This window comes from Cupriavidus taiwanensis, from assembly GCF_900250075.1.
GTDB classification, from domain to species: domain Bacteria; phylum Pseudomonadota; class Gammaproteobacteria; order Burkholderiales; family Burkholderiaceae; genus Cupriavidus; species Cupriavidus taiwanensis_C.
Map to the genome: position 1 here is coordinate 83,924 of NZ_LT977071.1, position 20,908 is coordinate 104,831.

17 protein-coding genes are annotated in these 20,908 nt (G+C 68.5%); 3 read left to right on the forward strand and 14 right to left on the reverse strand.

What is annotated here, in order from left to right; all coding sequences use genetic code 11:
* Window positions 1–60: 60 nt before the first annotated feature.
* From CBM2588_RS16825 to CBM2588_RS16840, 4 genes are all read right to left on the reverse strand, one after another.
* Window positions 61–396, reverse strand: coding sequence for a helix-turn-helix domain-containing protein (locus CBM2588_RS16825; protein ID WP_115681578.1), 336 nt, complete (start codon window positions 394–396; stop codon window positions 61–63).
* Between the two features lie 78 nt (window positions 397–474).
* Complete coding sequence (locus CBM2588_RS16830) at window positions 475–825, reverse strand: hypothetical protein (RefSeq protein WP_115681579.1); 351 nt, start codon at window positions 823–825, stop codon at window positions 475–477.
* Between the two features lie 1,093 nt (window positions 826–1,918).
* Entirely contained in the window at window positions 1,919–2,890 is a 972-nt protein-coding gene (locus CBM2588_RS16835) for a Bug family tripartite tricarboxylate transporter substrate binding protein (RefSeq protein WP_115681581.1), read from the reverse strand.
* Window positions 2,891–2,942: 52 nt separating this feature from the next.
* Window positions 2,943–4,463 carry a class I adenylate-forming enzyme family protein gene (locus CBM2588_RS16840; protein ID WP_115681582.1) on the reverse strand — a complete coding sequence of 507 codons (1,521 nt, stop codon included), beginning with the start codon at window positions 4,461–4,463 and terminating at the stop codon, window positions 2,943–2,945.
* A 360-nt stretch (window positions 4,464–4,823) separates the two neighbouring features.
* Here CBM2588_RS16840 and CBM2588_RS16845 point away from each other — a divergent pair, with 360 nt between their 5' ends.
* The 3 genes from CBM2588_RS16845 (at window position 4,824) to CBM2588_RS16855 (ending at window position 8,720) form a co-directional block, all read left to right on the forward strand.
* On the forward strand, window positions 4,824–6,017 hold the full coding sequence (locus CBM2588_RS16845) for an acyl-CoA dehydrogenase family protein (protein ID WP_115681583.1): 1,194 nt from the start codon (window positions 4,824–4,826) through the stop codon (window positions 6,015–6,017).
* Between the two features lie 13 nt (window positions 6,018–6,030).
* A complete protein-coding gene (locus CBM2588_RS16850) occupies window positions 6,031–7,158 on the forward strand; it encodes an acyl-CoA dehydrogenase family protein (RefSeq protein WP_115681584.1) in 1,128 nt (375 codons plus the stop codon).
* Window positions 7,159–7,340: 182 nt separating this feature from the next.
* Window positions 7,341–8,720, forward strand: coding sequence for a DUF1329 domain-containing protein (locus CBM2588_RS16855; RefSeq protein WP_115681585.1), 1,380 nt, complete (start codon window positions 7,341–7,343; stop codon window positions 8,718–8,720).
* A 352-nt stretch (window positions 8,721–9,072) separates the two neighbouring features.
* On the opposite strand, the gene CBM2588_RS16860 is transcribed toward CBM2588_RS16855, so the two are convergent.
* The 10 genes from CBM2588_RS16860 to CBM2588_RS16905 form a co-directional block, all read right to left on the reverse strand.
* Window positions 9,073–9,864, reverse strand: a complete 792-nt coding sequence (locus CBM2588_RS16860; protein WP_115681587.1) for an SDR family oxidoreductase — start codon at window positions 9,862–9,864, stop codon at window positions 9,073–9,075.
* Window positions 9,865–9,866: 2 nt separating this feature from the next.
* The gene (locus CBM2588_RS16865; RefSeq protein WP_115681588.1) at window positions 9,867–10,943 is read right to left on the reverse strand and encodes a Rieske 2Fe-2S domain-containing protein; all 1,077 of its coding nucleotides are present in this window, start codon (window positions 10,941–10,943) and stop codon (window positions 9,867–9,869) included.
* 75 nt (window positions 10,944–11,018) lie between these two features.
* Entirely contained in the window at window positions 11,019–12,260 is a 1,242-nt protein-coding gene (locus CBM2588_RS16870) for an NADH:flavin oxidoreductase (RefSeq protein WP_115681589.1), read from the reverse strand.
* 21 nt (window positions 12,261–12,281) lie between these two features.
* A complete protein-coding gene (locus tag CBM2588_RS16875) occupies window positions 12,282–14,735 on the reverse strand; it encodes an efflux RND transporter permease subunit (protein WP_115681590.1) in 2,454 nt (817 codons plus the stop codon).
* Between the two features lie 28 nt (window positions 14,736–14,763).
* Window positions 14,764–15,726, reverse strand: a complete 963-nt coding sequence (locus CBM2588_RS16880) for a WD40/YVTN/BNR-like repeat-containing protein (protein WP_115681591.1) — start codon at window positions 15,724–15,726, stop codon at window positions 14,764–14,766.
* Window positions 15,727–15,916: 190 nt separating this feature from the next.
* Window positions 15,917–17,122 (reverse strand): acetyl-CoA C-acyltransferase, encoded by a 1,206-nt coding sequence (locus CBM2588_RS16885; RefSeq protein ID WP_115681592.1) that lies wholly within the window; start codon window positions 17,120–17,122, stop codon window positions 15,917–15,919.
* A gap of 13 nt (window positions 17,123–17,135) precedes the next feature.
* On the reverse strand, window positions 17,136–17,591 hold the full coding sequence (locus tag CBM2588_RS16890; protein ID WP_115681593.1) for a MaoC family dehydratase: 456 nt from the start codon (window positions 17,589–17,591) through the stop codon (window positions 17,136–17,138).
* 140 nt (window positions 17,592–17,731) lie between these two features.
* The gene (locus tag CBM2588_RS16895; RefSeq protein ID WP_115681594.1) at window positions 17,732–18,535 is read right to left on the reverse strand and encodes an SDR family oxidoreductase; all 804 of its coding nucleotides are present in this window, start codon (window positions 18,533–18,535) and stop codon (window positions 17,732–17,734) included.
* A complete protein-coding gene (locus CBM2588_RS16900; RefSeq protein ID WP_115681595.1) occupies window positions 18,532–19,743 on the reverse strand; it encodes an acyl-CoA dehydrogenase family protein in 1,212 nt (403 codons plus the stop codon). Before CBM2588_RS16900 ends, CBM2588_RS16895 begins: the two co-directional genes overlap by 4 nt.
* Window positions 19,740–20,900: an acyl-CoA dehydrogenase family protein gene (locus CBM2588_RS16905; protein ID WP_115681596.1), complete on the reverse strand. Its 1,161-nt coding sequence runs from the start codon at window positions 20,898–20,900 to the stop codon at window positions 19,740–19,742. Before CBM2588_RS16905 ends, CBM2588_RS16900 begins: the two co-directional genes overlap by 4 nt.
* Between the last annotated feature and the right edge of the window lie 8 nt (window positions 20,901–20,908).

Genomic DNA, 20,908 nt, shown 5'->3' on the forward strand with positions numbered 1-20,908 from the left:
GGACTTATCCGTCCGCTTGCCAGCGTTGCGCCGTCTCGCCGATGCGCGCCCCGGCTTGTGTTATCGGCCGATTGCCAGGCGAACGGGCTTGCCAATTCGGCTCAACATCTCGACCAGTGTGTCGATGGTGAACTTGGACGTCTTTCGGTTCACGACGTCGGACACGCGCGGACGAGACACCATCAGGATTTCTGCAGCGTCCGCCTGCTTCAGGTGATGCTGCTCGATCCATGCCGCCAGCTCGTCCATGAGTTGTTCCTTCAACTGCAAAGTGTCGTTGATCTGCTTTTTCGACGCGGCCTGCAGCCGCTTGGCTTCCGCCGGCGGAAAACCCAGTTCCAGGAACAGGTTGGCGCCCGGCTTGGTGACGTGGCGAATCTGGGTGTCGATCTTCATGATTTGCCATTCCTCGCGTTGACGAATCCGCGGCGCGCTTCGTGCCGGTCGGCACGAAGCCTCGTGGGCCGCGATTGATTAACCGACCATCGCCTCCTCAATTCCCTCCGCGACGTCTTCTACCTTGTCGGCCAGCAATCCAAGGGAGGCTTGACACAGCCCTCGCAAGGCATCCAACGTAGCTGCCTGCAAGGCTACGCTCCCCTCTTCCTGTGCATCGCATTCGCTGTGAGTCACCAACGTCAGCACGCATGCGGTGCCTCGCGCAACCGCATCGGCCTGGTCCAGCAGATTCAATAACAAGAGTTGCCGAGGAACAGGCAGCGCGTCCTTACGCGCTGCACGGCGGGTTTCGGGACTGAACCGGGAGAGGGAATCATCAAGTCGAGGCGGGATAAAGGCGTCGGATTCGATGTTGGGCTGATGCATTGCTGACCTCCATATCGTGGATGTGGCGGCCCGCCGCTCATTCTCACCTGAGGTGGCGGGCCAGACGACGGGGGTGAGAAAACCGGACGATATGGAAACCGGCCCAGCCGAAGCTGGCCCCGCCCGGCCCGCCGTAAAGTGAAGGCGCACACAAGCGCAACGGACTCGAAAATTGCCGCTTGCGCGACCGTCCGCTGTATCGTGAACCGGGTTCTCACACCCGACTCCTGTTGATCAGGAGCCAAGCCAGTCTAGAGAACCTTGCCGTTCACAATCAAGGCGCAGATTGTGAAGGATAGATACGTCGCGTCAATCGTAGAAGTTGGCAAACTTCACGTAGCACTCAGAGAAATCCGTGTTCCAAGCCTGCCAGACAAGGCCAAGTGCATACCTCGAGCGCCGTGGGTCGATTGTCCAAAACCTGTTGGACAATCGCGGAGTCGGGCCACATCTTCGGAGGCGCTAAGCGCGGGTCCTGGCTGGTGGGCTTGGCGCCGCGTCGCGTCAATCGCTTAAGAAATTTCTGGCGCAGGACGGGGCTGTGCGAACCGGATGGCTTTACTTCGTTGTAGCGCCGGCCCTCACCCCCGCCCCTCTCCCGCAAGCGGGAGAGGGGAGCAAACAAGCGGGAGGAAACACGCTGTTGGGATCGCACGCGACAGCGCGGTGCGAGCGCAGCGACGCACTCCGTGCCCGAGCCGTAGACCGAAGATAGGGAGCGCGCGCAGCGCAGCCGAAGGCGTCCCACCGATAGCGCCAGCAGCAGGCTGCCTACACCCTGTTGGGATCGTTCAAAAGTGGGTAATCGCAGGCACCGCCCCTGACTCACATAGCGTTAGCAGGCTCGAACGGCCACCCACGCCAAACGGAAATCACCACCGCCCGACCCACCAACGCCGTCAAATTGATTGCCAGCCGCACAGGCGACGCGTTTCTTGCCTACTTCTTGGCGCTCGGCCAAGAAGTAGGTCGCCGGCTACGCCGGCGAAACAGCCACGCCAGTCAAGAGCGTTCATCCCAAAATACACCCGCGCCCCCCCAACGACAAGGCCGGCTTCCCGCCGACCCCATCGCGCCAATCCAAGAATCCCTTTCAATCCGCCTGGATATTCGCCTTCTTCACCACCCCACCCCACAACGCCAGTTCCCGCTGGATCCGGTCCCCCAGCGCCTTGGGTGTACTGATATTGACGTCATACCCACCAGCAGTCATCCGCTGCCGGAAGGCGGCATCCTCGCCCACCGCCTTCTGCGCCTTGACCAGCTTGTCCACCACATCGGCCGGCAGCTTCTGCGGTCCCACCAGCGCGTACCAGCCGGTCAGGTCATAGTCCTTCTGGCCGGACTCGATCATGGTCGGCACGTTGGGCAGCGCCGGGTTGCGGGTCTTGGACGTGACCGCCAGCGCGCGCACCTTGCCGCCGTTGATATGGCCGATGGCGGTGCCGGTGATGTCGAACATGAACGTGACCTTGCCGCTCATCACGTCGGCCATCGCCGGCGCGTTGCCCTTGTATGGAACGTGCAGCATCTTCACGTTGTTCATCTGCGCCAGCAGTTCCGCCGACAGGTGGTTGGACGCCCCCACGCCGGCGGAGCCGAAGGAGACGCCCTCAGGGTTCTTGCGGGCGTAGGCGACCAGCTCGCCGACGTTTTTGGCGGGGAAGTCCTTGTTCACCAGCAGCACGTTGGTGTAGTCGGTGATCAGGCCGATGTAGGTGAAGTCCTTGACCGGATTGAAGTTGACCGAGTGCTGGATCAGCGGCGTCATGGTCATGGTGGGGCTGGCGACGAAATACAGCGTGTAGCCGTCCGGCGCCGCCTTGGCGGTCAGGTCGGCGGCGATCGCGCCGCTGGCGCCGGCGCGGTTGTCGACCACCACCGGTTGCTTGAGCACGCGGCCGAGCTGCTCGGCGTAGATGCGCGCGGCGGTATCGACCGGGCCGCCGGGCGCGTAGCCCACCAGCAGCTTGACCGGGCGCGACGGGTAGGCGTCCGCGGCCCATGCCGCGCCCTGCAGCAGCAGCGTGGCAGTCAGTGCCGCCAGCGTCTTCCATGTTTTCATTTGTGTTCTCCTCCAGGATGGCTTATTGCCCGGGGCCGCGTGCCCCGGGGGCTTAGTCGAGCAGGGCGCGCAGCGGCTGCTTGAGCAGCTTGCCGCTCGCCGTGGTCGGAATCACGTCGACGGTGCGGACTTCGGCGGGCCGCTTGTACGGTGCGAGGCTGTCGCGCAGGTAGGTGTCCAGCGCCTTGCGGTCGAGCTCGGCGCCTTCCTGCAGTTCGATGAAGGCCACCACCTCTTCGTTGCCGTCGGCCGTGGTACGCCCCACCACCGCGGACTGGCGCACGCCGGCAAAGGCGTTGATCACCGACTCCACTTCGATCGGGTACACGTTGAAGCCGGAACGGATGATCAGGTCCTTGGAGCGGCCGGAAATGAACAGCGCGCCGCCGGCGTCGAGATAGCCAAGGTCGCCGGTATTGAGCCAGCCGCCCGGCAGCAGCGCCTCGGCGGTCTGTTCGGGATTGCGGTAGTAGCCGACCATCACGCCCGGGCCGCGCACGCGGATCTGGCCGCGTTCGCCGGCTGGCAGCGGCTTGCCTTCGGCGTCGGTGATGGCGATCTCCACGCCTTCGACGATATAGCCGGCCGAGCAATCGGCGCGCGGCGCGTCCATGCGCGTGATGAAGAGCGAGCCGGCGTATTCGGTGATGCCGTAGCCGTGGTGCAGCGGCTGGCCGAACAGCGTCTCGACGTCGCGCTTGAGGGTGGGATCGAGCGGCGCGCCGCCGGTATAGATGTAGCGCAGGCGCCGATAGGCGCCCGGCTTCGCGCCCAGCGCGGGCGCCACCGCCATGATGCGCGTGAACATGGTCGGCACGCCCTGCAGGATGGTGACGCCCGGCGCAGCCAGGGCCTCGAACACTTCATTGGCGTCGAAGCGCGGGCGCAGGAACAGGCTGGCGCCGGCGTACAGCGTGGCCATCAGCACCGTGGCGATGCCGAAGATATGCGACATCGGCAGCGCGCCGTAGGCCACGTCGGCGGGGCCCATGTCGCGCGAGGTGGCGGAGATGCGCGCAAACTGCGTCAGCCCCGCGTGCGGCACCATCACGCCCTTGGGCGCGCCGGTGGTGCCGGAGGTATAGATCAGCGTGGCGACGCGGCGGGCCAGCTCGGCAGGTTCGCGCTTGGGTGCACGGTCTGCGCGCGTCACGCGCATGCCATCGTCATAGACTGCGCAGCCAGTGGCCTGCGCACCCAGCCGCTCGCCGTGCGCCGCGGCCACGTCGGAAACATGGCCGGTGAACAGCACCAGCGCTGGTTGCGCGTGGTCGCGGATATTGTCGATCTCGCGCGCGGACAGGCGCGCGTTGACGTTGATTGGCCACGCGTGCAGCAGGCTGCAGGCGAACAGCGTGACCACCATCTCGTTGCAGTTCTCACCCACGACCATCACGCGGTCGCCCTCGCCTGCGCCCTGCGCCGCCAGCCAGTCACGCGCGGCTTCGATGCGCCGCCACAGCTCGCCATAGCTGACGACGGTACCGTTCTCGTACAGGCATGGGGCCTGCGGGGTCTGCGCGGCCCAGTGGGCGGGGATCTCGTGGATGAATTGGGGGCGGAAGGAAGACATGGTGCTGGGGATCTCTCGAATGCGGGCGAGTCGGATATGCGGCGGAATGCACCCGGCCACATCAAAACCGGCCGCATCAGTTTGCGGCAACCCTCGCGCCGCAGCCATTTGGAATTCACTAAGGTCGCGTTCGTCCAGGCGAGGGTCCTTACGCTGGCGCCCACGGCAAGCGTTGCCGGGTGTGGCTGGTTCCACCTGCGCGAAGGACGCCTTCCGGATTGATAAAGCAACGAATCCCGGCCCGCCAATACAATCGGCCGGCACAGCAAGGGCTTGCGCCGTGACGCGCCGCACAACCCGGCAACACTGCCGGTACGCGCGCCGGTCCGGCGCGGCCCGCGTACCACAGGGGACATTCAGATGGATTTGCGTTTCACCGCCGAGGAACAGGCCTTCCGCGAGGAAGTCCGCGCTTTCGTGCAGGCAAAATTGCCGGAAGACATCCGCAACAAGGTGCTCAACCACCAGCGCGTGGAGAAGGACGACTATGTCCGCTGGCACCGCATCCTGCAGGCGCAGGGCTGGGGCGCGCCCACCTGGCCGAAGCAATGGGGCGGCACCGGCTGGACCGCGCTGCAGCGCCTGATCTTCGAGATCGAGACCTTGCGCGCCGGCGCGCCGCGCCTGCTGCCGTTCGGCCTGACCATGATCGGCCCGGTGCTGATGAAGTACGCCAGCCCGGAGATGCAGCAGCGCTTCCTGCCGCGCATCCCGGGCGTGGAAGACTTCTGGTGCCAGGGCTACTCCGAGCCGGGCTCGGGTTCCGACCTGGCCTCGCTGAAGACCCGCGCGGTGCGCAAGGGCGACAAGTACATCGTCAACGGCCAGAAGACCTGGACCACGATGGCGCACTTCGCCGACTGGATCTTCTGCCTGGTGCGCACCGATCCCGAAGCCAAGGCGCAGGAAGGCATCTCAATGCTGCTGATCGACATGAAGTCGCCCGGCGTGACGGTGCGCCCGATCACCACGCTCGACGGCGGCCACGATGTCAACGAGACCTGGTTCGAGGACGTGGAAGTGCCGGTCGAGAACCTGGTCGGCGAAGAGAACCGCGCCTGGACGTACGCCAAGTACCTGCTCGGCCATGAGCGCACCGGCATCGCCGGCATCGGCCATTGTCACCGCGAGCTGCGCCAGCTCAAGCACTACGCCGCGCAAGCCACCGACGGCGCCGGCCGTCCGCTGATCGAGGACGTGCGCATGCGCGACAAGATCGCGCGCGTCGAGATGGACATCATGGCGCTGGAGATGCTGCTGCTGCGCGTGGCCACGCAGGCCGCCGGCACGCCGGGACCCGAAGCATCGATCGTCAAGATCCGCGGGTCCGAGGTGCAGCAGGACCTGGCCATGCTGATGATGGAAGTGGCCGGCCCCAATGCCTGGCCGTACTCGCCCGACTGGCTCGAGCCCGGCGCCACGCAGCCGGTGTCCGGTCCGGAGTGGGCCGCGCCGGCGGCCTCCACCTACTACGACATGCGCAAGACCTCGATCTACGGCGGCGCGACCGAAGTGCAGAAGAACATCATCTCCAAGATGATCCTGGGTTTCTGAAGGGATAGCTGACATGGACTTTACCTACAGCGAAGAGCAGCAGATGCTGGCGGACAGCCTGCGCCGCTTCATCGATACCGAATACACCTTCGAGGCCCGCCGCAAGAGCGCGCGCCAGGGCGAAAGCCTGGATCGCGGCGTGTGGAACAAGCTGGCCGAGATGGGCGTGCTGGGCCTGACCGTGCCGGCGGACTTCGGCGGCTTCGGCGAAGGCCCGGCCAGCCAGCTGGTGGTGCAGCGCGAGCTGGGCCGCGGCCTGGTGCTGGAGCCGGTCACGCCCAGCGGCGTGATGGCCGCCGCCATCCTGTCCGCCCACGGCAGCGATGCGCAGAAGCAGGAATGGCTGCCCGCGATCGCGTCGGGCGAGCGCATCGTCACGCTGGCCTACCTGGAGCCGACCACGCGCTACCGCCCGGAATCGGCCCGCGCCAGCGCCGAGCGCAGCGGCGACGGCTATGTGATCAGCGGCAGCAAGAGCGTGGTCTGGCACGGCGCCGCCGCCGACGCCTACCTGCTGACCGCGCGCGTCTCGGGCAGCAACGAGATTGCGCTGTTCCTGGTGCCGCGCGACAGCAAGGGCCTAGCGGTGACTGCCTACCCGACCATCGACGGCCAGCGCGCCGCCGACCTGTCGCTGCAGAACGTTGCCGTGCCGGCCAGCGCGCTGGTGGGCCAGCCCGCCGACGGCCTGGCGGCACTGGGTGTCGGCCTGGAGCACGGCATCGCCGCGCTGTGCGCAGAGGGCGCGGGCGCGATGGAAAAGCTGATCCAGATCACCGGCGAATACCTGGGCACGCGCCAGCAGTTCGGCAAGCCGCTGGCCAGCTTCCAGGCGCTGCAGCACCGCATGGCCGACATGCTGGTGCAGAAGGAGTTGGCGCTGTCGATGGCCTACGTCGCCGCGCAGGCGCTGGACGAGACCGATCCTGCCGCGCGCCGCCGCATGCTGTCGGCGGCCAAGGTGACGGTGGCCCGCGCCGGCCGCTTTGTCGGCCAGCAGGCGGTGCAGCTGCACGGCGGCATGGGCATGACCGACGAGCTGTCGGTGGGTGACTACTTCAAGCGCCTGACCATGCTGGACCAGCTGCTGGGCGACAGCGATTACCACCTGCAGCGTTTTGGGGAAGTGATGGAGGCTTGATTCAGGCCCTTGCGACCTGTCAGGACTACGGAGGCCGGGCACTTGCCCGGCCTTTTTGTTGCCTGGCCTCAACCTAGGGGAAATCCACTAGTCCGTTCCAACGATTCCCGGCCGCGGCGCGGTCACTACCCTGTGACCACAGGCACGGACGTCGCCGGCCATTCCCAAGGAGCGAGACTGCAATGACATCCACTACACATCGACTGCTGCGCGGCGGCCTGCTGGTGACCAGCATGGCACTGGCCGCCGCATCGTGGGCGAAGGTCACCCCGGAAGACCTCAAGCAGCTTGACGGCAACCTCACGCCGATGGGCGCCGAGCGCGCCGCCAGCAAGGACGGCGATGTGCCGGCCTGGAGCGGCAAATGGCTGGGCACGCCGCCGCAGGTCAAATACCAACGTGGCGAGCGCTACCCGGACCCGTACGGCGACGAGAAGCCGCTGTTCGTCATCACCGCGCAGAACATGGCGCAGTATGCCGAGCGGCTGACCGAAGGCCAGAAGGCGATGTTCAAGAAGTACCCCGACACCTTCAAGATGCCGGTGTATCCCAGCCATCGCGATTTCCGCTACGAAGACGCGGCCTACAAGGACATCCGCACCTACGCCACCACCGTCAGCATGACCCCCGACGCCAACGGCCTGAAGGATGCTGGACCGCAGGTGCCCTACCCGATCCCGAAGACGGCGATGGAGCTGCTGTGGAACCAGCGCTTCTCGTCGGCCATCGGCGCCGAGAAGGCGCAGTATGACCAGGCCGTGGTCTATCCGAACGGCTCGATCGCCTGGGGCCGGGTCTCGTACAACATCTTCTCGCCGCGCAATCACGGCAAGTTCGACCCTGAAAACAAGCTCAACGACCGCTCCTTCTTCCGCACCGCCACCGACCTGCCGCTGCGCGACCGCGGCCAGGTGATCGTCGGCTATGCGGTGTGGGACCAGGAGGGCTCGGACACCAACCGCACCTGGATCTACAACCCGGGCACGCGGCGCGTGCGCCAGGCGCCGGAATTCGGCTTCGACCAGCCGCAAGGTCCCGGCGGCTTCCGCACCGTGGATGACGACCGCCTCTTCAACGGCTCCGGCGAGCGCTACAACTGGAAGATCGTCGGCAAGAAGGAAATCTACGTCCCGTACCACAACTACAAGCTGCTGAGCGCCTCCGTCAAGTACAAGGACCTGCTCACCAACGGGCACGCCAATCCCGACGTGATGCGCTACGAGCTGCACCGTGTATGGATCCTGGAGGCCACGCTCAAGTCCGGCTTCCGCCACCAGTATGCCAAGCGCGTGCTGTTCCTTGACGAAGATACCTGGCAGGCCCTGGCCGCCGACAACTACGACGGCCGCGGCCAGCTGTGGCGCACCAATCTGCAGGCTTCGGTGTATGCCTACGATGCGCGCCGGTACTACCCGACCACCACGTTCTACCATGACCTGATCTCGGGCGCGTACCTGGCCGACCGCCTGACCAACGAAGGGCCGATGCCGAAGCTGAACAACAGCCCGGAGTTCAGCGAGGCCTTCTTCTCGCCGGACGCGGCGCGCGGATCGGGGACCTGATTGCGGCATTAGTGCCGGCCGGGCGCACGGATTGCGCCTGGCAACGCTGCAAAGGGCCTGCGGGCCCTTTATTGCTTTTCGGCGCAGCGACGGGGGCTAGATGAAGGGCTCGTGCGGGTAGCTGGCGAAGGCGGTGTTGGTGGTTCGGGCGGTGGTGACTGACGGTGAGGCGGTGGGTGGTTCGACCCTGCAGACGCTAGCTGGATGTGCCTGGCGTCCAAGGTCGGATGGACGAAGCCGACCAAGAAAATCGCCGGCCGCATTGTTCCGCGCCGGCCGGCGAAGTGCTACTGGCGTCCACCTGGAGCCATGCGGCGCGGCCCGCGCGCATCGTCCACGCGCGCGAACGGCCTCAGAACCTCAGCGGCCGCTGCGCGGCATCCAGCCCGCCGTCGATGAACAGCACGCTGCCGTGCAGGTAAGCCGCCTGCGGGCCGCACAGGAAGGCGATCAGCTCAGCCACTTCCTCCGGCCGGGCGCGGCGGCCCAGCGGCGCCACGAAATCACGGATGGCATCGCCGTAGCGCGGATCCGCCAGGCCCGCCTGCAGCAGCGGCGTTTCCACCGCGCCCGGCGCCACCACATTGAGGCGCACCCCGGCCCGCCCCCACGCCAGCGCGCGTTGCCGCGCGGCGGCCGTCACCGCATGCTTGGAGCTGGCGTAGGCGATGTACCCGGCCTGGTCGCGCGTGGCTTGGGCCTGCGCGGCAGCGGCCAGCATGGCCAGCACGCCGGCCTCGTCATTGGCGAGGTAGGCGTCGCGCAGCGGGCTGCCGTCCCATGACTGCAGCGTCGCCGAGTTGGATGACACCACCACGGCGCACGGCTGCGTGCCCTCGCGCAGCGTATCGAACAAGCCATCCAGCAACGCCACCACGCCGAAGTAGTTGACCGATGCCACCAGCGTGGCCGGGTCGACATGCGGGCCCAGGCCGGCGCAGCAGACCAGCTGGTCGATGCGGCCGCCCGACTGCGACAGCACGGCATCGATCGCCGCGGCGCGGCCTGCTTCGGTGGAAAGATCGGCCAGGATGTCGGCCTCGCGCAGGTCGACCCCGATCACGCGGCAGCCGTCGGCCAGCATGCGCCGGCGCACCGCCGCGCCCATGCCGGACGCGGCGCCGGTCACGATCACGGTTTTCATGGTCAGTCCTCGAACACGTGGCGCAGCGCCGGCGGCTCGATATTGCCCGGGTTCATCTCGACCACGCGCCGTGCCACGCTGGACGGCCGCACCTGCTCGACGTCGGTATAGAACTGCTGGTACCAGTCGCGCATCTGGTACATCGGCCCGTCGCCTTCGCACAGCAGCGGGTTGTCGATGCGGATCTTGTTGTCCCAGATCGCCACGTCCTCGTAGAACGCGGCGCGGGCCTGGTCGACATAGGCTTGCGCCATGGCACGGTTCTGTTCGTCGGACAGCCCGGGCACCTTCTTCACCAGCACGCCGTAGCGCAGCACGAAGCTGTTCAGGTCGATCGGCACATGGCAGTTGAGCAGCACCGAATGGATCTCCTGGTCGCCCATGCGGCCGCTCATGTCGGTGATGTGGTAGGCCGGCCCGAAGTACGTGGACAGCGCCGTCAGCTGCGCGTCGCCGGAGAGCCGGGCGCTGCGCCCGATCATCAGCTGGGTGGCCTTGTGGCCCTCGAACAGGTTGGCGAAGTAGTCCACCGGCGCACCGTGGACCACGCCGAAATGCGCCATGTCGGAGATGTTGTCGACCAGCTCGCGGCAGTTGGTGCGGATCACCATCTCGTCCATGGCCCAGTCGGACCACTCGTCCGAGAAGCAGGCGTCGATACGCGGGATGGCGACTTCCGGCGGTGCCGGCCGGCCCTCGGGATCGTGCCAGACAAACAGCAGGCGGTTCTGCTCGCAGATCTCCCAGGCGCCGATGCGCGCCTTGGGCGGCACCCGCTTGCAATAGGGGATGGACTTGCAGGCGCCGTCGCCGCCCCATTGCCAGCCGTGGAACGGGCATACCAGGTTGTCGCCCTGCACGGTGCCGGTGCTGAGGTCGGCGCCCATGTGCGGACAGTGGCCGTCGATCACGCGGATGGCGCCGGTCGAGTCGGCAAATGCCGCCAGGCGCCTGCCGAAGATGTCCAGCGTGTGCGGCTTGCCGTCGCGGTAGCTGTCGGCCAGGCCCAGGCAATGCCAGCCGCGCGCGTAGCGGGCCTCGGGCGGGCGCGATTCGATCTTGTAGCCTTGAACGCTCATGGCGTCTGTCTCCTTGAAATCCCGTGGGACCTTCAAGATAGGGGCGTCCGGCCCGGCCCTCATCGTCCCATCGGACTACTGCAGCGCAACCATGCGGGTCAGCGCCGGGTCGTTGCCGGGGCCATGCACGCAGCTGACGCCGGCGGGATCGTAGATGCGCGCGACGCAGCCATTGCAGCTGTCGCAGGCCGAATGCCGCAGCGTGCCGGCGCGCCAGCCGGCGACCAGCGCGGGGTCGTGGATCAGCGCGCGCGCCAGGGCGACGGCGTCGAAGCCTTCCCCCATCAGCTGCGCCACGTTGTCGAGCGACTTGACCCCGCCGATATAGGCCAGCGGCATCCGCACCGCCTGCCGCACCACGCGCGAGGCTTCGAGGAAATACAGTTCGCGGAAGGCCAGGTCGCGCGGCGTGCGCCTTTCCAGCATGGTGATGCCCAGGCGCGCCAGCGCCGTCGGCGCCGCGGCCTTCATCTGCGCGGTCGGCATCGGGCTGCCGAACAGCGCCCACGGGCTTTCCACGTTGCGCCCGCCGCTGAGCGTCAGCAGGTCCGCGCCCTCGGCTTCCAGCAGGCGCGCGGTCAGGGCCGAGTCGTCGGGCCGGTTGCCGCCCGGCACGCCGTCGCTGACGCTGAGCTTGCAGCACACCGCAAGGTTGGCGCCGACAGCATCCTTCACCCGGCGCAGCACCGCGGCCGGAAAGCGGGTCCGTTTTTCCACGCTGCCGCCGAAGGCATCGCGCCGCCGGTTGCTCAGCGGCGACAGGAACTGGTTGAGCAGGTAGCCGTGCCCCATGTGGATTTCGACCGCGTCGAAGCCGGCTTCGCGCGCCAGCCGCGCCGCCGCGGCAAACTGGCCGGCCACGCGCTCCATGTCCGGTGCGCGCATGGCGCGCTGGAAATACACGCCATGCATCATGCCGAAGGCATTGAGGCCCGACGAGGCACTGCCCGGCGCGCGGCTGCCGCCATGGCGCATGGTGGTGAACGAGCCCGCGTGCGTGATCTGCAGGCAGGCCGCCGCGCCTTCGCGATGGACCGCGTCGGTCAGCACGCGCAGGTGCGGCACCTGCTCCGCGCGCATGCTGAGCTGGTGCGCGAAGGTCAGCCCGTCGTCGGCGACCGCCGCGTAGGCCACCGTGGTCATGCCTACGCCGCCCGCGGCCAGGGCGCGATGGTGCTCGACCAGCGCCCGGGTCGGCAGGCCATGCGGCGTCATGCCTTCATTCGCGCCGGCCTTGATAAAGCGGTTGCGCAGCGTCAGCGGGCCGATGCGAAGCGCCGTGAAAGCCGGCGCGGCGGAGGTATGGATCTCGGGCATGCAGTCTCTCCGTTGCGATGCTCAGGCCGCGTCGGACTTCAGACCATGCGTCACCGGCCCCGACTCGGCGCCACCGGCAGCCGCGGCCGGCCTGGCGGCCGCGCCGCGGGCGCGGGCGCGCTCTTCCTGCTCCACGCCCAGCCAGGCCGCCAGCGCCGGCAGCAGCGACACCGCGCCGAACAGGTTTACCAGGAACATGAACGCCAGCAGGATGCCCATGTCGGCCTGGAACTTGAGCGCGGCGAAGGCCCACGTGCCCACGCCGATGCACATCGTCAGCGCCGTGAACAGCGCCGCCGAGCCGCGCTGGCGCATGGCCTCGGCAAAGGCCTGTGGCAGCGCCTGCCCTTCCTCGCGGATCTGGTGCTGGATGCGCTCGTACAGGTAGATGCCGTAGTCCACGCCGACACCCACGCCCAGCGTGATCACCGGCAGCGTCGACACCTTCAGCCCGATGCCCAGCCGCGCCATCAGCGCATTGCACAGCACCGACACCAGCGTCAGCGGCACGATGATGCACAGCACCGCGCGCCACGAGCGGAAGGTCAGCAGGCACAGCAGCGTGATCGCGCCGAAGATCGCCAGCAGCATCGCCACCTCGGCCTCTTCCACCGCCTCGTTGGTCGCCGCCATCACGCCGATATTGCCGCCCGCCAGGCGGAAGGCCACGTTCGGGGTCTTGTCGCTGGCCTCGAAGCGGCGGATCTCGCGGATGATATGGGCGATGGTCGCGCCTTCGTGGTTGGCGGTGTAGATCAGCACCTGGATCGCCTGGCAGTTCGGCGTATTCATGCCGTTGTCCGGGTCGAAGGCCTTGGCGCCCTGGCTCAGGCCGGCGCTGTTGCGCGGCAGCGCCTCCCAGCGCGGATTGCCCTCGTTGTAGGCGCCGATCACCACCTTGGCCAGCGACGATACGCTGACGACCGACTGCACCCCGGACACGCCGCGCATATGCATCTCGAAGCGCTCCACCGCGCTCATCACCGGGTAGTGCAGGCAACCGTCGTCGAAGCCGGTGGGCTCGACCACCACGGTGAGCGCATCCGAGCCGATGTTGTACTGGCTGACGATGCTGGCGCTGTCGCGGTTGTAGCGCGAATCCGCGCGCAGCTCGGGCGCGCCGGTGCCGACATCGCCGATCTTCAGGTCGCGCGACTCGATCGCGCCGTAGGCCAGCAGCGCCAGCGCCGCGACGAACACGCCCAATGCTGGCGCCGGCCGCGCCAGCGCGCCGAACTTGTGCCACAGGCTGCCCAGTCCCTTTGCGTGCGCTGCGCGCGTGGCCCGCGCCAGCGCCGACGGCTCCAGCCGCGTGTACGACAGCAGGATCGGCAGGAACACCTTGTTGGTCACGATCATCAGCAGCACGCCCAGGCAGGCGGTGATGCCAAGCTCGCGCACGATATCGATCTCGATGCGCATGATCACCATGAAGCCCAGCGCATTGGTCAGCAGCGCCACGGTGCCCGGGATGAAGAGCTTGCGGAAGGCCGCACTGGCGCTGTCGAGCGGACCATGTCCCTGGGCCACCTCCTGCTTCCACGCATTGGTCATCTGCACCGCGTGCGAGACCCCGATCGAGAAGATCAGGAACGGCACCAGGATCGACATCGGGTCGATGCCGTAGCCCAGCAGCGGCAGCAGCCCCAGCAGCCAGCCCACCGGCAGCAGCGCCACCACCAGCGCCAGCGCGGTGATGCGCAGCGAACGCGTGTACAGCCACAGCAGCAGCGCCGTGACGGCGAAGGCCAGCGCGAAGAAGCCCATCACGCCGGCGATGCCGGCCTCGACATCGCCCACCAGCTTGGCGAAGCCGACGATATTGACTTCGACATCGGTGCCGCCGAACTGCGCACGGATTTTCTCGAGCTGGCGCGCCACCGAGCCGTAGTCGATGGTCTTGCCGGTGGCCGGGTCGGTCTCGCGCAGTTCCGCGCGGATCAGCGCGGACTTCAGGTCATTGCTGACCAGCCGGCCGATCTGGCCGGAGCGGGCCACGTTGCGGCGCACCTTGTCGAGCTCGTCCGGCGCGCCGGAAAAGCGGCCCGGCACCACCACGTCGCCGCGAAAGCCGGCTTCGGTGACCTCGGTGTAGCGCACGTTGGGCGTGAACAGCGAGAACACGCGCGAGCGGTCCACGCCGGGGATGAAGAAGACTTCATCGGTGGCGTGGCGCAGCTTGTCCATGAAGGCGGCGTTGTAGATGTCGCCGTCGCCCTTCCAGCGCAGGCTTACCAGCACGGTATTGGCACCGGAGAAGGTGCTGGCGTACCTGGTGAACACCTGCATGTACGGGTGCTGCAGCGGGATCATCTTGTTGAAGCCTGGATCGAGCCGCAGGCGCGTGGCGGAGAAGCCCAGCGCCATGGTCACGGCCAGGCACAGCAACAGCAGCAGGCGGCGCCGGCGCATCAGCACGCCGGCGCAGGCATCGACGAAACGGCCCAGGCGGCCGGTGGATTGGGGGCGGGTCATGATGGTTCTCGCGTCCGGTCGTTCGGGTTCAGGGATTGGCGGCGAGCGTGGCGCCGGCCAGGCCACCGTTGCCGCCGAGCGCCAGCGTGTCCTTGCCGGTGGCGGCCAGCGCCGCCAGGGTCTGCGGGCTGCCCGCCGGCAGCACCGTGAAGCGGCGCCCGCCGTCGGCGGACATCACCAGCACGCCGCCCTGCCCGGCCAGCACGATGCGGCCATCGGCAAGCTCGGTGCCGCCGAAGAACGAGGTCCTGAGCCCGGTCTCCGCCGCGCGCCAGGTGGTGCCGAAGTCTTCGCTGCGCAGGGCGTTGCCGCGCATGCCGTAGGCCAGCCAGGCGCCGTCGCGCAGCGGCAGCACGCCGTAGAGCGAGCCTTCGTAAGGGGTCTTGACCGGCTCCCACTGACTGCCGCCGTCGGTCGAGCGCAGCACCAGCCCGGCCTCGCCGACCAGCATCAGCCGCCCCTGCCCGTCGCCGGCGATGGCGTTGAGGTGGCGGTCCTGCATGGCCTTGCCGCCGGCCTCTTCCCAGTGCCGGCCCTGGTCGCGGGAAACCAGGAAACGGCCGAAGCTGCCCACCGCGAACCACGGCCCGCTGGCCTGCGCCAGCGCGCCCAGCAGCGGATCCGACGATTCCGGATCGAACGCGACCTGCTGCCAGTGCGCGCCGCCGTCTTCGGTGCGCAGGATCTGGCCGCTGTGGCCGACCGCGATGCCGCGGCGGCTGTCGGCAAAGGCGACCTGCGTCAGCGTGGCGCCTTGCGGCTTGTCCACCGTTGCCGGGCGCCAGCTGCGCCCCAGGTCGTCGCTGAACAGGATCTTGCCGCGCTCGCCGACGGCGACCAGGCGCTCGCCGGCGCGGGCGATGCCGTTGACCTGCAGGCCGTCCGGGCGCAGCGCGGTGGCAGGGAACGGCGGCAGCGGACGCGGCGCGAAGGCCCATACCGCGGTGGCCAGCACGGCCAGCGACATGGCGATGCCGAGCAGTCGTTTCATGATGTCTCCTCCGTTTTTTTTGGAGTGGTTCTGGTGCTTGGCTCCCCTCTCCCGCTTGCGGGAGAGGGGCTGGGGGAGAGGGCAGGCGCATGGCAAGCATCGCAACGCCTCACTTCATGGAGACTCCCTGCCCTCTCCCCCGCCCCTCTCCCATAAATGGGAGAGGGGAGAAAACCAGCGGCATGGCTACCTACGGCAAGACGTCGAACAGCGCCGCCGCCCCCATGCCGCCGCCAATGCACATCGTCACCACCGCCTGCTGCACGCCGCGGCGCCGGCCTTCGATCAGCGCGTGCGCGGTCATGCGCGCGCCCGACATGCCGAACGGATGGCCGATCGAAATGGCGCCGCCGTTGACGTTCAGCCGCGCATCGGGAATGCCAAGCTTCTGCTGGCAGTACAGCACCTGGCAGGCAAAGGCTTCGTTCAGCTCCCACAGGCCCACGTCGGCCACCGTCATGCCGTGGCGCGCCAGCAGCCTGGGCACGGCGAACACGGGGCCGATGCCCATCTCGTCCGGCGCGCAGCCCGTCACCGCCATGCCGCGGTAGCGCCCCAGCGGGCGCAGGGCGCGGCGGCGCGCCTCGTCGGCGCTCATCAGCAGCACCGCGGCGGCGCCGTCCGACAGCTGCGAGGCATTGCCGGCGGTGATATGTTCGCCGGCGGCCACGGCCTGGCCGCCGCTCCAGACCGGCTTGAGCGCCTCCAGGCTGGCGGCCGTGGTGTCGGGCCGGTTGCATTCGTCCTGCGCCAGCCGCACGGTCTCGTGACCGGTCAGCGCGCCCGTCTTGTCGAACAGCGCGCGGCGCGTTTCCAGCGGCACGATCTCGTCATCGAAGGCGCCGCGCCGTTGCGCCTCGGCGGTGCGCTGCTGGCTGCGCCAGGCGTAGGCGTCCTGCTCGGCGCGGCTGATGCCGTAGCGACGCGCCACCACCTCGGCGGTCTCGATCATCGCCATGTAGGCCGCCGGCTGGCGCGCCAGCACCGCTTCGGACTGGGCCCGATAGCTGTTCTTGTGCTTGTTCTGCGTCAGCGAGATCGACTCCGCGCCGCCGGCGACGATGATGTCGGCCTCGCCGCACTGAATCGCGCGCGCACCGGCCGCGATCGTCATCAGGCCCGAGCCGCACATGCGGTCCATGGTCATGCCCGGCACGCTGTCGGGCAGGCCCGCCGCCACCGCGCTCAGGCGGCCCAGGTTGTAGCCCTGGGTGCCCTGCTGCGCGGCCGCGCCGATCAGCACATCGTCGACCTCGGCCGGGTCCACGCCGGCGCGCTCCACCACCGCGCGCACCACGTGGCCGCCCAGCACCGGGGCTTCGGTATCGTTGAAGGCGCCGCGGAAGGCCTTGCCGATCGGGGTGCGCGCGACGGCGACGATGACTGCGTCTTTCATGCTCGGTTCCTGTTCAGAAGTAATAGCGGCTGATGGTTTCAGCCACGCAGGCGGGCTTGGGCTCGCCTTCGATTTCCACGGTCATGCGCACCACCGATTGCACGCCGCCATCCAGGGTCTCGGCGCGCACCAGCTCGCCCACGCCGCGCACGCGTGCGCCCACGCGCACCGGCGCCGGAAAACGCACCTTGTCGCAGCCGTAATTGACGCCCCACTTCATGCCCTCGACGGTGACCAGCTCGGGCAGGAACTGGTTGACCAGCGCCAGCGTCAGGTAGCCGTGCGCGATGCAGGCGCCGTAGGGGCCTTGCGCGGCGCGCTCCGGGTCGACGTGCAGCCACTGGTGGTCGCCGGTGGCATGGGCGAACTGGTCGACCTGTTGCTGGGTGATGCGGGTCCAGGCGCTGGCGCCGAGGTGGTGGCCGACGGCGGCGTGGATGTCTTCGGCGCAGCGGAAGATTGTTGGCATTGCTGTTTCCTTCGATTCCTCATCGGTGCAAGCTTCACCGGTGAGTCCTGCATCCCGCTTGTTTGCTCCCCTCTCCCGCTTGCGGGAGAGGGGAGCTTTTGCCAGCGGCGGTGGCAAGCACAGGCTCGGTCTGACGCCCCTCAAGCCCGCTGACTACTCACCGGCAACACTTCCCCCGTCATGTACGACGCATAGTCACTAGCCAAAAACACCATCACATTGGCCACCTCCCACACCTCCGCCGCGCGCCCGAAGGCCTCGCGCTCGCTCAGCTGCCGCAGCAGGTCCGCCGGCGCCGACTTCTTCAGGAAGTCGTGCAGCGCGATGCTCGGCGCCACCGCGTTGATGCGCACGCCAAACTCGGCGGCCTCCATCGCGCTGCAGCGCGTCAGCGCCATCACCCCGGCCTTGGCCGCGGCGTAGTGCGACTGCTCCTTCTGCGCCCGCCAGCCCAGCACCGAGGCGTTGTTGACGATGGCGCCGCGGCGGCGGGCCTGCATGTGCGGCAGCATCGCGCGCGTCATGCGGAAGGTGCCGGTGAGGGAAATATCGATCACGCGCGACCACTCGGCATCGTCCATATCAACTAGGCGGCGCGAGCCGCCCAGGCCGGCGTTGTTGATCAGCACGTCGGTGCCGCCGAGTGCCTCTTCCGCCGCGGCCACCAGTGCGCGCACCTGCGTTTCGTCGGACACATCGCACAGCTGGCCATGGATGGCCTGCAGCCCGGTTTCGGCGCGCAGGCGCTCGACCGCCTCGTCCAGCCGCTTGGGATGGATGTCGGAGATCATCAGCGCGCGGCAGCCCTCTTCCGCGCAGCGGCGCGCGGCGGCGAAGCCGATGCCGGCGCCCGCGGCAGCGGTGATCAGCACGCTCCTGCCAGCGAGCAGTTGGTGACCCGGCACATAGGCCGGGGCGGTGGGGGTTTCTGCGTGAAGGGTCATGGCTGTCCTCGGGCCTCGCGCGGCATGCCAAGGCCGCGTTCGGCAATGATGTTGAGCTGGATTTCGTTGGTGCCGGCGTAGATGGTGTCGGCGCGCGAGAACAGCGCCATCTGCTGCAGGCGGGTGCGGCGTGCGTCGTTGGTGTCGAGCACGTTGGCCAGCGGTCCCAGCACGTCGAGCGCAAGCTGGCCCAGGTCGCGGTGCCAGTTGGACCAGTAGTACTTATAGATCAGCGCCTCGCGCTGCAAGGCCACGTCGACATCCTCGCCGTCCTGGCCCGCCTGCGCGGCGCCGGCCAGCATGCGCAGCGCATTGGCGCGCATCACGCGCAGCCCGGCCCAGGCGCGCGCGATGCGCTGGCGCACCAGCGCGTCGCGGCTGCTGCCGTTGTCGCGCGCGGCCTGCGCCACCCATTCCAGTTCATGCGTGAACTGCATCTGCTGGCCCAGCGTGGAAATGCCGCGCTCGAAGCCGAGCAGCGCCATGGCGATGCGCCAGCCGTCGCCGGGCTCGCCCAGCGCGTCGGCGGCCGCGGCGCGCGCGCCGTCGAAAAAGACCTCATTGAACTCCGCACCCCCGCCCATCTGACGGATCGGGCGGATCTCGATGCCGGGCTGGTCCAGCGGCAGCATCAGGAATATCAGGCCCTTGCTGCCGCGCGAGCCGGGCTCGCAGCGCGCCAGCACGAAGATCCAGTCGGATTCATGCGCGAGCGAGGTCCAGACCTTCTGCCCGCTGACCAGCCAGTCGCCGCTGGCGGCATCGCGCACCGCGCGCGTGCGCACATTGGCCAGGTCCGAGCCCGCGCCGGGCTCCGAATAGCCCTGGCACCAGAACGTGGTGCCGTTGCGGATGCCGGGCAGCAGCCGCGCCTTCTGGTCCTCGTTGCCGAAGGCGATCAGCGTCGGGCCGATCAGCCCCTCGCCGATATGCCCCATGCGGCCCGGGCCGCCGGCGCGTGCGTATTCCTCGTGGAAGATCACCTGCTGCATCACCGGCAGCTCGCGCCCGCCATGCGCGCGGGGCCAGCCCAGGCCGGTCCAGCCGCCCTCGGCCAGGCGCCGTTCCCATGCCTTGCGCAGCTCGGGATAGGCTTCTTCGTCGCCGGGGCCGCCGCGGTGTTTCAGGCATTCGAACTCGCCGGCCAGGTTTTCGGCCAGCCACCGCGCCACCTCGGCGCGGAATGCCGACTCTTCATGCGTTTTCATGCTGTCCTCCATGCCTGCGGGCCGTTGGCGGCAATGTAGGCAAGCGCGGCGCCGGCACCGCCCAGCCACTGGCTGGCGGCCTGCGCGCGCTTGAAATAGAGCTGGGGGTCGTACTCCCAGGTAAAACCAACCCCGCCATGCAGCTGGATGGCTTCCTGCGCACAGAAGCGCAACGCGTCGTCGGCGGCGACAGCGGCGGCGCAGATCTCGAGCCGCGCGTCGGCGACATCCGCCGTCTGCCACGCCTGCGCCGCGCCATACACCGCCGAGCGCGCGGCCTCGACCAGCACCATCATCTGCGCGCAGCGGTGCTTGACCGCCTGGAACGAGCCGATGGCGCGGCCGAACTGGATGCGCTCCGCTGCATAGGCGACGGTCAGGTCCAGGCATTGCTGCGCGGCGCCCAGCTGCTCGGCGGCCAGCATCAGCTTGCCGTGCCACCACGCCTGGGCCAGGCCCTGGACGGCGGCGTCGCAGCGCGCCAGGCAGGCGCTTGCGGCAACGGCCAGGCCGTCAAACCGCAGCGACGCCAGCGGCCGCGTGCGGTCGAGCGTGTCCAGCGGCGAGATAGCGAAGCGCGCATCCTGCGCCTGCGCGGCGGGCTCCAGCACGAACAATGCGGGCTCGCCATCGTCGAGCCGCGCCGGCACCAGCAGCCAGTCGGCCCCGGCGGCATCGGCCACCTGGGCGGCGCTGCCGCGCAGCACGAAGCCGTCCGCGCCGGCCTGCGCGGTGATCGGAACACCGTCGTAGTGCCAGCCGCCATCGTCCGGCAGCACCGCCGCGGCGCGGCACTCGCCCGTGGCCAGCCGCTCCAGCCACGGCCCACTGTGGCCGACGCTGCCCTGCAGCCACGGCGCCGCCACGCACGCGGTCGACCAGAACGGCACGCAGGCCAGGCGCTGGCCCAGCTGCTCCTGCAGCAGCACCAGGCCGGGCGCGCCCAGGCCGGCGCCGCCCACGGTTTCAGGCAGCGCGATGCCGCACCAGCCAAGCTCGCCCGCGAGCGCGCGCCACAGGGCGTCGTCGTGAGCCGGCCCGGCCTCGGTCACGCGCCGCACCGCCGCCGAATCGCTGTGCGCGGCGAGGTAGTCGCGCGCGCTGTCGCGGACCATCTGGTGTTCGACCCCGAACTCGACGGAACTGGAGAAATCCATGGCCGTCG